This window comes from Streptomyces sp. NPDC088157, from assembly GCF_044741545.1.
In the GTDB taxonomy this organism is placed as follows: Bacteria; Actinomycetota; Actinomycetes; order Streptomycetales; family Streptomycetaceae; genus Streptomyces.
The window spans coordinates 534,259-549,162 of the sequence record NZ_JBIUSU010000003.1 but is presented as its reverse complement, the minus strand read 5'-3'; the positions used below and the strand labels follow the sequence as shown (position 1 = coordinate 549,162).

The 14,904-nt window shown below is 73.5% G+C and carries 12 protein-coding genes; 5 read left to right on the top strand and 7 right to left on the bottom strand.

Going from position 1 to position 14,904, the window contains the following annotated elements; all coding sequences use genetic code 11:
- Positions 1-164: 164 nt before the first annotated feature.
- The 3 genes from ACIPFH_RS13645 to ACIPFH_RS13635 all read left to right on the top strand — a co-directional run bounded on the left by ACIPFH_RS13645 (position 165) and on the right by ACIPFH_RS13635 (position 3,174).
- Positions 165-1,025 (top strand): aldo/keto reductase, encoded by an 861-nt coding sequence (locus tag ACIPFH_RS13645; RefSeq protein ID WP_401825987.1) that lies wholly within the window; start codon positions 165-167, stop codon positions 1,023-1,025.
- Positions 1,026-1,051: 26 nt separating this feature from the next.
- Positions 1,052-2,821: an ABC transporter ATP-binding protein gene (locus tag ACIPFH_RS13640; RefSeq protein WP_401825984.1), complete on the top strand. Its 1,770-nt coding sequence runs from the start codon at positions 1,052-1,054 to the stop codon at positions 2,819-2,821.
- Positions 2,822-2,928: 107 nt separating this feature from the next.
- Complete coding sequence (locus ACIPFH_RS13635) at positions 2,929-3,174, top strand: DUF5133 domain-containing protein (RefSeq protein WP_401825982.1); 246 nt, start codon at positions 2,929-2,931, stop codon at positions 3,172-3,174.
- 91 nt (positions 3,175-3,265) lie between these two features.
- On the opposite strand, the gene tgmB is transcribed toward ACIPFH_RS13635, so the two are convergent.
- The 7 genes from tgmB to ACIPFH_RS13600 form a co-directional block, all read right to left on the bottom strand.
- Positions 3,266-4,252 carry an ATP-grasp ribosomal peptide maturase gene (gene tgmB / locus ACIPFH_RS13630; RefSeq protein WP_401825979.1) on the bottom strand — a complete coding sequence of 329 codons (987 nt, stop codon included), beginning with the start codon at positions 4,250-4,252 and terminating at the stop codon, positions 3,266-3,268.
- Between the two features lie 16 nt (positions 4,253-4,268).
- On the bottom strand, positions 4,269-4,460 hold the full coding sequence (gene tgmA, locus ACIPFH_RS13625; protein ID WP_401825976.1) for a putative ATP-grasp-modified RiPP: 192 nt from the start codon (positions 4,458-4,460) through the stop codon (positions 4,269-4,271).
- A 223-nt stretch (positions 4,461-4,683) separates the two neighbouring features.
- The gene (locus tag ACIPFH_RS13620; RefSeq protein WP_401825973.1) at positions 4,684-4,971 is read right to left on the bottom strand and encodes a DUF1232 domain-containing protein; all 288 of its coding nucleotides are present in this window, start codon (positions 4,969-4,971) and stop codon (positions 4,684-4,686) included.
- Between the two features lie 633 nt (positions 4,972-5,604).
- A complete protein-coding gene (locus ACIPFH_RS13615) occupies positions 5,605-7,719 on the bottom strand; it encodes a xanthine dehydrogenase family protein molybdopterin-binding subunit (protein ID WP_401825970.1) in 2,115 nt (704 codons plus the stop codon).
- Positions 7,716-8,711, bottom strand: coding sequence for an FAD binding domain-containing protein (locus ACIPFH_RS13610; protein ID WP_401825968.1), 996 nt, complete (start codon positions 8,709-8,711; stop codon positions 7,716-7,718). The genes ACIPFH_RS13615 and ACIPFH_RS13610 overlap by 4 nt, the downstream gene beginning before the upstream one ends.
- A 48-nt stretch (positions 8,712-8,759) precedes the next feature.
- The gene (locus ACIPFH_RS13605) at positions 8,760-9,323 is read right to left on the bottom strand and encodes a (2Fe-2S)-binding protein (protein WP_401825965.1); all 564 of its coding nucleotides are present in this window, start codon (positions 9,321-9,323) and stop codon (positions 8,760-8,762) included.
- A gap of 115 nt (positions 9,324-9,438) precedes the next feature.
- Positions 9,439-10,623, bottom strand: coding sequence for a hypothetical protein (locus tag ACIPFH_RS13600; RefSeq protein ID WP_401825962.1), 1,185 nt, complete (start codon positions 10,621-10,623; stop codon positions 9,439-9,441).
- Between the two features lie 818 nt (positions 10,624-11,441).
- Between ACIPFH_RS13600 and ACIPFH_RS13595 the strand changes: the two genes are divergently transcribed.
- On the top strand, positions 11,442-11,942 hold the full coding sequence (locus ACIPFH_RS13595; RefSeq protein WP_401825959.1) for a roadblock/LC7 domain-containing protein: 501 nt from the start codon (positions 11,442-11,444) through the stop codon (positions 11,940-11,942).
- A gap of 1,098 nt (positions 11,943-13,040) precedes the next feature.
- Positions 13,041-14,690, top strand: a complete 1,650-nt coding sequence (locus ACIPFH_RS13590; RefSeq protein WP_401825957.1) for a serine/threonine-protein kinase — start codon at positions 13,041-13,043, stop codon at positions 14,688-14,690.
- Positions 14,691-14,904: the final 214 nt, after the last annotated feature.

Below are 14,904 nucleotides of genomic sequence, written 5' to 3'. Positions count from 1 at the left end.
CGTCCGGGGATTCAGCGGCCCTGCTGCTGAATGCGTTCGCTTATCTCCATTGGACCCGCGGCCGACGGCGGGGCCAGGCTGGAGGACGTCCGGTGCGCCGCCATCACCTTCGGGGGCACCGGACTTCCCCCTGCCCGCCCGCATTCGAAAGAGGTCGCGAGCCCATGCAGAACCGCCGCATCGGTGACCTGGACATCAGCGCGATCGGCCTCGGCGCCATGCCCATGTCGATCGAGGGACGACCGGACGAGGCCCGGTCCCTCGCCACCATCCACGCCGCGCTGGACGCCGGTGTGACACTGATCGACACCGCGGACGCCTATCACCTCGGCGCCGACGAGGTCGGCCACAACGAGACCCTGATCGCCAAGGCCCTCGCCTCCCACGACCGGGGCCGGGACGTCCTGGTCGCCACCAAGGGCGGCCATCTGCGCCCCGGCGACGGCAGTTGGACCCTGGACGGCAGCCCCGCACACCTCAAGGCGGCCTGCGAGGCGTCGCTGCGCCGGCTCGGCGTGGAGCGCATCGACCTGTACCAGTTCCACCGCCCCGACCCGCGGATCCCCTACGCGGAGTCCGTCGGCGCGGTGCGGGACCTGCTGGACGAGGGCAAGATCCGTGCGGCCGGCATCTCCAACGCGAACCCCGAACAGATCAGGCAGGCGAACGAGATCCTCGGCGGACGCCTGGCCGCCGTGCAGAACCAGTTCTCCCCGGCCTTCCGCTCCAGCGAGCCCGAGCTGCGTCTGTGCGACGAGCTCGGCATCGCCTTCCTGCCGTGGAGCCCGCTCGGCGGCATCTCCCGTGCCCGCGAACTGGGCTCGTCCTACGCGCCGTTCGCCCACGTCGCCGAGGCCCATGGGGTCAGCCCGCAGCGGGTGTGCCTGGCCTGGATGCTCGCCAGGTCCCCGGTCGTGGTGCCCATTCCCGGCGCGAGCCGCCCCGAGACGATCCTCGACTCCCTCGCCGCGACGGACCTCGTCCTCACCGCCGGCGAACTCGCTGAGCTGGACGCCGCCGTCTGACACGACCTCCAGGAGGAACGCCGGCCATGGCGTCGTCGTACGAAAGACCGCTCGACCACCGCTACCGGGGCGAGCATCCGATCCGCACCCTCGCCTACCTCCTGCGCGCCGACCGGCGCAGTCTCGCCGCCGCGGCCGGCGTGTTCACCGTCAAGCACAGCCCGATCTGGCTGCTGCCGCTGATCACCGCGTCCATCATCGACACCGTCGTCCAGCACCGGCCGATCGGCGGACTGTGGACGAGCACCGGGGTCATCCTGTTCATCCTGCTGGTCAACTACCCCCTGCACCTCCTCTACGTGCGTCTGCTGTACGGCAGCGTCCGCCGCATGGGCACCAGCCTGCGCTCCGCGCTGTGCACCCGGATGCAGCAGTTGTCCATCGGCTACCACTCCCGGGTCAGCGCGGGTGTGCTTCAGGCCAAGGTGGTGCGGGACGTGGAGACCGTGGAGCAGATGGTGCAGCAGACCGCCGAGCAGGGGCTCGGCGCGCTGACCGTGCTCACCGGCGGCCTCGTCATCATCGCCGTGCGCACCCCCGAGTTCGTGCCCGTCTTCCTCGTCGTCGTGCCCGTCGCCGCCCTCCTCGTGGACCGCCTCAGGGCCCGGCTGCGCACCCACAACGAGGACTTCCGGCACGAGGTGGAGACGCTCTCCTCACGCGTCACCGAGATGACCCGCCTGATCCCGGTCACCCGCGCCCACGGGCTCGAGGGCAAGGCGCTGCGCCGCATGGACGGCACCCTGAGCCGCCTGCTCACCTCCGGGATGCGCCTCGACCTGCTCAACGGCCGCTTCGGCTCCCTGGCCTGGGTGCTGCTGAACGTGATCGGCGTGCTCGTCCTCACCGGCGCCGCGCTGATCTCGTACTACGGTGTCTGGGGCGTCACCGCCGGGGACGTCGTGATGCTCAGCGCCTTCCTGACCACGCTCACCAACTCGACCACCACCCTGACCGGGCTGGCGCCGGTCATCACCAAGGGCCTGGAGTCGGTGCGCTCGGTCGGCGAGGTCCTTCAGGCGCCCGAACTGGAGGACAACGCGGGCAAGCCCGAACTCACGGCGCTGGACGGCTTCGTGACCTTCGAGGACGTGGGCTACGCGTACGACACCGGCAGCCCGGCGGTGCGCGACTTCACGCTCTCCGTCACCCCCGGGGAGACGGTCGCTCTCGTGGGGGCGTCCGGCGCGGGCAAGTCCACGGTGCTCGGCCTCGTCATCGGTTTCATCCGGCCGACCTCGGGCCGGGTGCTGCTCGACGGGACCGACATGAACAGCCTCGACCTGCGCACCTACCGCAGGTTCGTGTCGGTGGTGCCGCAGGAGTCGATCCTCTTCGACGGCACGATCCGCGAGAACGTCGCCTACGGCATGGAGGACGAGGCCGACGAGGAGACGGTCCGCGCGGCCCTGCGCGACGCCAACGCCCTGGAGTTCGTCGACCGGCTCCCGAACGGTCTGCACACCCTCGTCGGCGAGCGCGGGGCACGGCTGTCGGGCGGTCAGAAGCAGCGGCTGGCCATCGCCCGCGCCCTGATCCGGGACCCGAAGGTGCTGGTCCTGGACGAGGCGACGTCCGCGCTGGACACCCGGTCCGAGGCGCTCGTCCAGCAGGCCCTGGCCCGGCTGCTGCGCGGCCGCACCACCTTCGTGGTGGCGCACCGGCTGTCCACCGTGCGCGGCGCGGACCGGATCGTGGTGATGGGGGAGGGGCGGATCCTGGAGACCGGTACGCACGACGAACTCCTGCGCCGGGGCGGCGTGTACACGGAGCTGCACAGCGGGCAGGTCGCGTGACGGTGCGTGGCCGGATCATGACCCCTGAGGATGACATCCTGGTCCACCGTGCATGATTCGCCCAGGTCCGGGCACACGCTGCGCAACACATGGAGAGAGGGGCGCTCGTGATCGTTCCGGACCCTAAGGTCGCCAGGACGTTGCTCACCCGGTACGCGACGCTGAGGATCGCTCAGGCGGAGCGGGACACGCCGCAGACGGCTCGTGAACTACAGGACGTGACGTACACCCTGTGCGTGCTGATGGGCACGGCAGACGTCCGGGAGGCGGTCGCCGCGGCGGACGCCCTGCTGGAGAACGCGGCGGCGGTGCCCGTGAACGATGCGGGAAGCGGACTGTCCCTGGCCGTCTGAGGGCGGGCCGTCCCCGGCCGTCCGGGGAGGCCTCGGATCCGGACCGGCGCGCGTCGGTGCCCTCACGGGCTTTCGCCGTGCGCCGGTCGTCTCATGTGGCGGCGGAGCCGCACCGGTCGGCGCGCCGGGCATCGCGCTCCGGGGGCGCCCCGGCCAGCCACTCCGCGATGGTGCGGGCGATCGGCTGGCCGGTGTCCACCTCCACGAAGCCGAACTGACCCGACTGGTTGCACTCCAGGAACCACCACGTGCCGTCGGCGTCCTCCGCGAAGTCGAAGGCGCCGTACGCCAGTTCCGCCTCCCGCAGGTACCTCCCCACGGCTTCGGCGAGGCGCGGCGGGACGTCGGCGGGACGCCACGGTGTGGCGGAGGGCGAGTAGCGCACGTCCACCACGTCGGGGTCGCCGCCGGGGACGGTGTCCTTGCGGGCGGCCAGTATCCGGTCGCCGACCGCGGTCAGCCGTATGTCGGCCCGCTTGGCGATCCGGCGTTGCAGCAGCGTCGGACCGTAGGCGACGGCGGCGAAGTCCGCGCCCGGCGGGACCCGGGTGGTGGGTACCGCACGGGGCGGATCCTGCGGATGCGCCCCGGACACCGGCTTGACCACCAGGTCCGGGTAGCGGTCCGCGAACTCACGGGCCGCCTGCGGGAACGTCGTGACGATCGTGGCCGGCACGGGCAGCCCGCTGAGCTGGGCGAGCCGTAGCTGCCAGGGCTTGTGCCGGGCGCGCAGGGACGCGTCCGGGTGGTTCATCCAGCGTGCCCCGGTGCCGCGGAGCATGCCGTAGAGCGCCTGTGACGCCTCCTCCGTGAGCCACGCGGACGGCTGGGGCGCCCGGGCCGCCGCGGTGCCGGGCCGCCGGACCCACACCGAGCGCAGCCCGTCGAGGCTCACCAGCCGTCCCGCGGACGACAGGTGGCCCCGGAAGGCGCCGTGCACGTACTCGCCGGACAGCGCGACGGAGTGGGTCAGGTCGGCCGGATCGAGCCGGACGACGGGGACGCCCGCGGCGTTCAGGTGCACGACCACCATGTCCGCCGTGACGTCCTCTTCACAGGTAAGGATGAGCACGGTCATTTTCGTCGGCCCGTGTTCAGTCGTCGAAGTGGGTCTTGGAGCCCGCCGTCGAGGTCGTCGTGCCCAGTTCTCTGAGCAAGGCGTGGTCACGAGCGGCGATCCGGCCGTCGAGGAGTACGTTCAACTGCAGTCCGGGGTCATAGGCGTACGGAGTGCTGAACTCCAACTGGGCCGCAGGGCGTGCGTAGTTGAGCGTGAACGGTTGCATCGTCTCTCCCTCGTCGGTACTGCCTCGATCAAGCGGTGCCGCTGTGCGACGTCACTCGGGCCCGCTGCGTGGTGCTGGATAGGTGCGTCCTTCAGTCACTTATACGAATCGAACGGGGGGTTGGTTTCCTTACTCTCCGTGATCATCGCGGAGTCGGGGCACGATCAGGGCGCGGAGCAGGGGAGATCGGGTCGAGCAGGGGTGAAAACGTCTTCCCGGACAGTCAGTCGGGGAGGCGTCCGGGGGTGTTTTCGGGGGCGCGGCGCAGCGAGCGCAGGGCCAGCAGGAGGACGCCGATGTCGTCGAGGTAGACGGGATCCGGCAGTACGTCGGTGGGAAGCACGAAGTACAGGACCGCGCCCCAGAACACCCAGCGCGGACCGGTGGGAAGTCCGGCTCGTCTCAGACCCCTGCGGGCCCGGACCAGACGCACCAGCACCGTGGCGGCCACGGCGAACAGGGCCGTGGCCGCCAGTACGGCGACGACGACGAGCGTGGTTGGCGCATCCACGGGCCCTCCCGATGGTCCGTCGCGCGACGTCTGCTCTTGCTCGGTCTCTCTGTCCCGGACCCGGCGTCGTGGTCCCTGACTGTCGATTGCCCCGCTTTCGGTCTCCGGATTCCCCTTTCCGGCGGGATTACCGCATCGGACGCGCCTGACACGGCTGCCCCGTCCGAGTGGCGCAGTGCGCCGGACGGTCCGTGTAGTGGGCAGGGTCACGTCGCGGGGGCCGCCGGCGTGGCAGTTGGCCTGTGCGGAGCCGCGTACGTCCCCGTGCACCACGAGGGTGTTCCGCTCGGCGTCCTCGCGGTCCCGTTCGCCTGGCCGGGCTCTGTCCCCTGACGGCCCTGCCGCTGGTCCGCGGGCCGGCGCTGCCGGTGCTCGTGGTGGCCGTACTGCTGCCGGCAGCTCACGGGCGCCCAACTGCTCGGGTGGCGCCTCGACCCGACCGGGCTGTCCCGGGCCGCGGAGTCGATCCTGGCTCCAGCGGGTCTCGCCGCCCCGACGGCCGCCGCCGCGCTGACGGCGTTCCTCGCGCTCCTCGTGAGCCTGTGGGCCGTCCACCGGCCGGCCCGGGCACCCCCGGGGGGACGCCCGCGGCGCCGGAGCACCTCGGACTGGCGTCGGCTCGGCGGGAGCCGGTCAGTCGGTCGTCACCGTGTGCTGAGGGGCCCGCAGCAGGCCCGTCAGCACACGGTCGGGAGTCAGGGGCGGTTCGCGGAAGCGGACGCCAGTGGCGTGGTGCACGGCGTTGCCGACGGCGGCCGCCGTGCCCACGATCCCGATCTCGCCGATCCCCTTGCCGCCCAGCGGATTGAGATGCGGATCGTCCTCGTCGATCCAGTGCGCCTCGATGTCCGGCACGTCTGCGTGCGCGGGCACGTGGTACGACGCGAGGTCGGACTCGGGGAAGTCGCCGAAGGCGGCGTCCATGGTGCTGCCCTCGGTCAGCGCCATGCCCAGGCCCATGGTCATCCCGCCGACGAACTGGGAGCGCGCGGTACGGGGGTTGAGGATGTGGCCCGCCGCGTACACCCCGAGCAGCCGGCGCACCCGCACCTCTCCGGTCACCGTGTCCACCGAGACCTCAGCGAAGTGCGCCCCGAACGCGTGCCGCGCGAAGGGACTTTCGGCGTCGGCCTTCCCTGCCGTGTCGGCGCGCACCTCCAGCCCCCGGTCGGGCAGCGCACCCTGACGTCCGGCCAGCTGCGCGGCGAGCCCCACACAGGCCTCGCGCACCGCCCAGCCCCAGGAGGCGGTGCCCGAGGAACCGCCCGCCAGCGGGGCCGCCGGCAGATCACTGCTGCCCACCCGGATCCCCACCCGCTCCAGCGGCACGCCCAGCGCGTCCGCCGCGACCTGTGCCAGGACCGTACGGGCGCCGGTGCCGATGTCCGCGGCGTTGACCTCGACGAGGAAGGACCCGTCCGGCAGGGCACGGGCCGCCGCGCTCGACGGATACACCTGCACCGGGTACGTGGCGGCGGCCACGCCCGTCCCGAGCAGCAACGGGCCGTCGGAGCGCGTCCGGGGCCGGGGGTCCCGGTCGGACCACCCGAAGCGGCGGGCGCCCTCCCGCAGGCACTCGACGAGGTGCCGGCTGCTGAACGGCCTGCCGCTGTCCGGCTCGGCGTCCGGCTCGTTGCGGACCCGCACCTCGACCGGGTCCATGCCGAGCGCCTCGGCCAGCTCGTCCATCGCCGACTCCAGGGCGTACATGCCCGGCGCCTCGCCGGGCGCCCGCATCCAGGACGGTGTCGGCACGTCGAGCCGGACCACGCGATGCAGGCTGCGGCTGTGCGGGGCCGCGTACATGACGCGGGCCGGCATCCCGGCGTACTCGACGAACTCCTTGACGCGTGACGAGTACGTCGTCACCTCGTGCACGAGGGAGGTCAGCCGGCCGTCGGGCTCCGCGCCCAGGCGCAGCCGGTGCAGGGTGGCCGCCCGGTGACCGACGGAGGTGGGCAGCATGCGGCGGGGGAAGACCACGGTGACCGGGCGTCCGGTGTGCCATGCGGCCATCGCGGCGAGCACCACGTCCGGCCGGGGCGTGCCCTTGGACCCGAAGCCACCGCCGACATGCTCGGCGAGGACCGTGATCCGCTCCTCCGCCAGCCCGAACATCGCGCCGAGCACGCCGCGTACGGCCGTGGTGCCCTGGCTGGAGGTGTGCACCGTGAGACGTTCGCCGTCCCAGTGCGCGGTGCTGGCGTGCGGCTCCATGGGGTGGTTGTGCAGGGGCGGCACCCGGTAGCCGACGTCGACCCGCACGTCCGCGTCGGCGAACGCGCCGTCGGGGTCGCCCTGTTCCCGTACGCCCGGGAACATTCCGTTGATCTTCTCGGGGACGTAGGCCCGCGGGTGGTCCGCGGTGAGCGTGACGTCGTGCTTCTCCTCGACGCAGGCGACCCGTACGGCGGCGGCGCCGGCCCGGGCCGCCTCCGGGCTGTCGGCCACCACGAGGGCGACGAACCAGCCCCGGTTGGGCACCTCGGGGCCCTGGAGCACGGCGAGGGTGGCGTCGTCGGCCGAGGCGAGGCGGGGCGCGTTGCGATGGGTGAGCACGGTGACGACACCGGGCAGTGCAAGCGCCGCCGTGACGTCGACGTCGGTCACCCGGCCCCGCGCGGTCGCCGCGGGCACGGGACGGGCGAAGAGCCGCCCGGGAAAGGGCTGTTCGGCGGCGTAACGGGCGGTTCCGGTGACCTTCTCCCGGCCCTCCCGGCGCTCGGCGGGAGCGCCCACGGCGGTCATGACTCCTCCTCGTGCGGCACGAGCCGCGTCAGGACGTCGACGGCGAGGTTGCGGGCCAGCGGCACCTTGTAGGCGTTGTCGCGCAGCGGCCGGGCCCCGGCCAGTTCCAGCTCGGCGGCCCGTTCGAACGCCGCCCGGGTGGGAGCCGCGCCGAGGAGCGCCTCCTCGGCCAGCCGGGCCCGCCACGGGCGGTGTGCCAGCGCCCCGAAGGCGATCCCCGCGTGCGCGACGACACCGTCGGCGACCTCCAGCACCACGGCGACGGAGGCCAGCGCGAAGGCGTACGAGGCCCGGTCGCGCGCCTTGCGGTACGCGGACGGCAACCCGGCCGTGGCGGCCGGCAACAGGACGGCGGTGATGATCTCGCCGGGTTCGATCACGGTGTCCCGCTGGGGTTCCGCCCCGGGCAGCCGGTGGAACCCGGCCGCGGCCACCCGGCGTACGCCCGCCGTGCCGTACAGCTCGACCTCGGCGTCCAGCGCGGCCAGCGCCACCGCCATGTCCGACGGGTGGGTGGCGATGCAGTGCTCGGAGTGCCCGAGCACCGCGTGGTCGCGGTGCACGCCGTCCCGGGCGGCGCAGCCGCTGCCCGGCTCCCGTTTGTTGCAGGGCTTGGAGACGTCCTGGAAGTAGGGGCAGCGGGTGCGCTGCAGCAGGTTCCCGCCGGTCGTGGCGGCGTTGCGCAACTGGCCCGAGGCGCCCGCGAGCACGGCCTGGGAGAGGGCGGGGTAGCGGTCCCGGACGCGCGGGTGCGCCGCGAGGTCGCTGTTGCGCACCAGGGCGCCGATCCGCAGCGACCCGTCCGGCAGCTCCGTCACCTCGTTCAGGGGGAGCCGGGTGACGTCGACCAGCGCGGTCGGCCGTTCCACGCCGAGCTTCATCAGGTCGACGAGGTTGGTGCCGCCGCCCAGATAGCGTGCGCCAGGGTGCGCGGCGAAGGCGTCGGCGGCCTCCGCGAGACTGCCGGCCCGTACGTAGGCGAAGGATTCCACCGGTTCACGTCCTCTGGTTGCCGCGGTCGGGTCCGTCGAGCGGCCCGGTCATGGCGTGCGGTCCGCCCCGGTCACGTCCTCGACGGCGTCGACGATGCGGGGATACGCGCCGCAGCGGCAGAGATTGCCGCTGAGCCGCTCGCGGATCTCGTCCCGGTCCAGCGCGACGGGCCGTCCGGAGGGCGCCGCCGGGTCCGTGACGTGCGAGGGATGGCCCGTCTCGGCCTCGGCGAGCGCGCCGACCGCCGAGCAGATCTGTCCGGGCGTGCAGTATCCGCACTGGAAGGCGTCGCGCTCCAGAAAGGCCCGCTGGAGGGGATGCGGCTCCTCGCCGTCGCCGGACAGGCCCTCGACGGTCGTGATGTCGCAGCCGTCCAGGGCGACGGCGAGCAGCAGACAGCTGTTGACGCGCCGACCGTCGACGAGGACCGTGCACGCGCCGCACTGACCGTGGTCGCAGCCCTTCTTCGCTCCGGTGAGGTCCAGATCCTCCCGCAGCACGTCCAGCAGCACCCGCCGGTGGTCGACCGTGACGGTGTGCGGCTTGCCGTTGACGCGCAGGGTCGTGTCGGAGCGGTGGGGCGCCGACCGGGGGCCGTGCTCGCTGCCCATGTCCTGGTCCCTTCCGGGGCGGTCCGTGGTGCCGTGGGGACCGCGTATCCAGAGCGGGGCGCCTGACACGTCCCGGCGCGGGGCAATTCCGCCACGGAGGCCCGACGGCCCCCGCCTACCGGTCGGTCACCTCGGGTTCGTCGTCGCCGGTGGCGCCCGTTCCGGCGGTGGTGCGGTCCCGTTCCGGCGACTCGGCCGGGGCCGCCGGGCGCAGGCCCTTCGTCGTCTCCTTGAAGCGTTCCAGGGTCCGGCCCAGCTGCTGGAACGGCGAGCCGCCCTTCCTGGCCGGCGCCTGCCGCGGTTCCCAGCCCTCGGCGGCCGCCTCCCGGTACGCGGCCAGCGCCTCATGGGCGTGCTCGGCGGCCTCCCGGTACAGGTCCCGGGAAGCCGTCATCGCCTCCAGCGCCTCCTTGTACATGGTCACCAGCTCGCGTTCCCGCGCGAGTTCCTCCTCCAGGGTCAGCAGCTGCCACTCCTCCCGCAGCACGGTGAGCGCGGCGTCTGCGCCCTCCGGCAGCGGCCTGGGCAGGGCCGCGAAGCGCCGTACCGCGTCCAGCAGTTCGGTGGGATGCGTGCCGTCCAGGAACACGCTGCGCACCGAGAATTCGGCGGCCTCGTAGTCGGCCGGAGCGGGAGCGCCGGGCAGTACCAGCGCCCCGCCGCGCGGCACCTCCACCCCGGTCTCCTTGAGGGACCAGTTCACGGTGCGCAGCTGGTGCGGGGCCGCGCGGTGCTCGACGACCCGGTGGTGCAGACCGGGCGGCAGCAGCGGGACCAGCGACCGCCGGCCCCGCTCGTCGGGCGTCATGGCCTCGTGCACGACGAGGTGGACGGTCCAGGTGTCCCGCAGGGCGGCCCGCAGCGCGCGCCGCAGCTCCTTGTCGTCCGCGGGCAGTGGGTTGGCGGCGAGGAAGCGCTCACCGGTGACGGTCTCCTGACCCCAGGGGGCGTCCGCCTCCCAGGGCCAGAACATGTCGGCGGGCGACGGCCACCGCAGGTCCCACGGTCGCTCCGCCTCCGCCGTCAGCGTCCACTCCTGGCCCTGGCCCGACCACTCGGCGAGCCGCAGCCGGGCCCGGACGGTGACCTCCTCCGCGACCGTCCACCGGGCTTCGAAGGCCGTCTCCCCCTCGGGGGTGTCGGCGTCGGGCAGCTCCATGAAGTCCTGGACGGTCCCGGCGTCCTTGAGGCCCTGAAGGTGCTTGCGCAGGACGTCCGGTGCGGTGGGGCCGGTGTGACGGCCACGGGTCTGCCACACCGTGGAGGGCGTCGTGGGCAAAACGGTCGCGGAGATGTGCATGAGTCCATTCGTGAGGGCGGGTGACGACGTGGCGACGACGTGCGAAGGCCAGTATCGCTCGCCGCGGGGCGTGCACGACCAAGCGGGTCGGTGACGCGGGCCCTCGCGGGGGCCCGCTCCGCAAGCACCTTCCCCGGCGTGGGACACGGCACGCGTCCCGATCCGGTCCGTCGACGGCGCGGGGTGTGCGCCACTCGAACGGGGTGTGCGCGACACACCACGGCCGGCGCTCCCGCACCCATGGGCTCGCCGGCCTCCCGGACCCGAGAATCGGAGCCGGCGGACAGGACTCGCCCACCATCCGCACAGGGGCGAGCCCTGTCCGCGCGCCCGCGTACCGGGGGTACTCCCGACCGGCCCGTCCGGCGCCACCGTGCGGTGGGACCCGGCGGAAGGGCCCCTCACCGTCTCCCGGCGGCCTGCCTCGCCCCGACACCGCAGTCCCGCTCCGGCTGGGAGCCGCCCCGAAGTCGTGCGTCGAGAGGAGGAGGGAGCCGGCAGGCGGGTCTGGCCCCTCATGAACGGCCAGAACGGCCAGAACGGCCAGAGCTGCCGCGACGTCCAGAACGTCCAGAAAGTCCAGAACGTCCGCAACGGCCAGAGTGGCCAGACCGGTCAGGGCGGTACCGGGGATTGCGAGTTCCGGCGGGGCGCCTGGGTCCGGGCGCGACCTTGGGCGTGTGGCATGTTCCAAAGGAAAATGCCGAAGCCATCGCTTCCGGCCGCCGCTTTCCGTAACCTCAGGGGCACCTGAACCACCGCGCGCCGCACCGCACTTGATCCGTGTCAGTCGACAACGCGCCGAAGGGGCAACGGTCATGGCCGTCGAGACCGAGGTTCTGCACGAACTGCACCGGTTGCGTACCCGTATGCCCAATCTGACGGGGGCGTTGGCGGCCGGCGCCGACGGCCTCGTCCTCGCCCAGGACATGCCGGACGTGCAGCCGGAAGGGCTGGCCGCGCTCACCGCGGCGGCACTCGGCGTCGGGCGCCGGATGGTCGACCTCGCGGCCCGCGGAGACTTCCGCGAGCTGCTGGTGCGCGGGGCCGACGGATACCTCGCGACATACGCGGCCGGGCCGTCCGCCGTGCTGACGCTGCTCGCCGACGACCGGACCAACATCGGCCGACTGCACCTGGAGGGGCGGCGCAGCGGCGCACGCATCGCCGAGCTGGTGGCGGGGCGGTGGGCGGACGGCCGGCCCGTCGTCCGTCGCGGTGAGCCACCGGCTTCGCCGCCCCCTCCGCCGCAGGCCCGCGGCCGTATCCTCGGCGCCCTGCCCGTCCGGATCCCGCCGCAGTCCCGGTACCAGCCCTGACGCAGTGCGCCGGCCGGGACGCGTCAGGCCCGCCCCGAACGCCCCGATCCACGCCGAGGTGCGCCGTTCCCGTGGGGTGTCGGGGTGCCGAACCGGTGTGCCCGCGCGGGATCGTGGCGCGGTTACGACCCTGTGGTCCGCCCGCGCCGTCCGCCGACCCCGCGTCGGCGTCCGCCACTGCGTTCCGGGCCCGCACCGACGCCCGACGAGGGCGCGCTGAACCCGCCCGGGACGAGACGCGGCGGTCCCACGGTCGGCGTCGCAGGGCCGGACGGGGACGGCCGACCCGCGCCGGAACCCCCGGCCGAACCGGCGCCCGCAGCCGAACCCGGACCCGTGTTCGAACTCGGGTCCGAGCCGGGGGCGGAGTCCGGACCGGGGTTCGAGCTCGCTCCCGTACCGGCACTCCGACCAGCCCCAGGACCCCCGCCGGTGCCCGTACCTGTACCCGTGCCCTTTCCTGTCCCAGTCCCTGCGCCCGGGGCCGTCCCCGCACCCGTGGCCGGAACGCGGGGCGCTGGTGGAGCCGCCCGGCTCAGCACGCGCGCGTGAGGCAGCGACGCGGCGCACGCGGCGCAGACTTCGCTGAGCGTCCACACCTGGCCGACCGCCGGGTCGTGCCGCAGGACGAGGACGACCGTGCCCGCGCAGGCCACCCGGGTGTCCTCGTGGAGCGCGCACCGCTGACGGCGGCACCAGCAGGAGGCGTCGTGATGCACGGCCGCCGCTCTGGCGTGCGCGGCCGCGTGGGCCTCCGCGAAGCGGCGCAGGGCCGCGATGTCCCGGGAGCGCGGCGGCATCACGCACGCCGAGGAGCAGGTGACCGACGCGGAGCGGTCCCGGTGCCCGACCACACGGATCGTCCAGCAGCGGCCCGGACGGCGGGCCGAGGGGGCGTCAGGGTACATAAGAGCCAAAGCACATGTCCTTCGTGGGGGAGGGCGATGAGCGAGTGGGAGAGCGGTCCGGGAACGGTTCCGGCACGGCCCGGCGGAAGTGACCTCGTTCACAGCATGCCCGTGGCCCCGCCGGACCATTCGCGCTGTGCCTCCTCCGGCCGACACACCGCCTGTCGGTCCGTACCCCTAAGCTCCCCCCATGAGCACAGCGGAACCCCACAGACGCGTCGTCGACGGTCGTTTCGAGCTGGTCGGACGACTGGGTGGCGGAGGTATGGGCCTGGTCTGGCGCGCCCACGACCTGGCACTGCGTCGGGACGTGGCCGTGAAGGAGGTGCGACCCCCGGACCCGGACCTGGCCGAGTACGACCCCGAGGGCGCCCGCACCCTGCGCGAGCGCGTCCTGCGGGAGGCTCGCGCGCTGGCGCGCGTCCACCACCCCAACGTCGTCACGATCCATCACATCGTCGACGGCGGCGAGAACACGTATCCGTGGATCGTGATGGAACTGGTCGAGGGCGGTTCCCTCCAGGACCGGCTCGACCGGGGCGTGATGCCGCCGGCCGAGGCCGCCCGACTCGGCCGTGAGGTGCTGTCCGCGCTGCGCGCCGCGCACGCCGTCGGCATCGAGCACCGTGACGTGAAACCCGCCAACGTCCTGCTGCGTCCCGACGGGCGGCCCGTGCTCACCGACTTCGGCATCGCCGCCGTCCGGGAGTCCGCCAGTCTCACCGCCACCGGCGCCGTCATCGGCTCGCCGGACTTCATGGCGCCGGAACGGGTCAGCGGCAAGGACGGCGGTCCCGCCGCCGACCTCTGGTCGCTGGCGATGCTGCTGTACGTCGCCGTGGAGGGGCATCATCCGCTGCGCCGGGCGAGCACGCTCGCCACCCTGGCGGCCGTACTGGGCGAGGACGTGCCCGAGCCGCGCCGGGCCGGACCGCTGACCGGTGTGCTCAGGGCGCTGCTCGTCCGGGACCCGCGGGCCCGCCCCGACGCGGCCGAGGTCGACCGGATGCTCGCGGCCGTGACCGCGACCGGGGAGGCGCCGTATCCGCCGGTGCCGGTGCCGGCACCGATACCGGCGTCGGTCCAGGACGCCCCGCGGACTTCCTACCCCCTCGCTCCGCCGGGGGCCGCCGACGTCACCCCCGCCCTGCCGTACACCGGCGCCCGGCCCCATGGGCGGCGCACCCGCGGCACGGCGGTCGTCGGAGCGGTGTTCGGCACGGCCCTGACGGGCGTTCTGGTGTGGACGCTGCTCCCGCACACGAAGGACGGCGGTGACGGCGGCGCGGCCACGTCGGATCCGTCCGTGTCGGCGTCCGTGTCGCACAGTGCCCGGCCGGTGTCCTCGGGCGGCTCGTCCGGCGGCGCCGCTGCCGTGGCGAAGGTGGATCTGCTCGGTGCGGACGGCATCAAGACGGCCGTGGCGAAGCTGAAGGCCGCCATGGGCGGGTCGAAGGTCACCAGCCTCGTGGTGTACGGCGAGTACGCCATCGCCGACGGCGTCGTCGCCGGGCACCCCAAGCTCTACGACCGGTACGTCTACCGGGGCGGGGACGTGGCCGTGAAGGACGGGCCGGGCGGCAGCGTCATGAACGGCGCGATCCCCGTCGACCTGGACGTCTACGACTGGGACGCCGTGCCCGCGCTGCTCACCAGGGCCGCCAAGTCCCTGGGCGTTCCCGAGCCGACGAGCCGCTACCTGGTGATCAACCCGGGTTCCACCGTCTTCGACAGCGAGCCGACGATGAGCGTCTACCTGTCGGACGACTACGGCAGCGCCTACCTGCGGGCCGATGTGCACGCCCGCGTGATCCAGACCTACCCGCGCGACGACGGCTGACCGGGCCCGGCCACGGAGGTGCGGCTCTGGCCGGGGCGTCCGCCTGTGCGCGGGTGAAGGTACCGAGGCCGTTCTCGTCGAACGCCTCCACGGTCACCCGTGTCGCCCTGCCGTCCCGGTCGCCCCGGAAGGTGACCCCGGACAGCCCGACGGCGTTCTCACCGGTACGCCTCGGTACGCCTCGGTGAGGCACCCGCCCCCGGTCGCGGGCGCG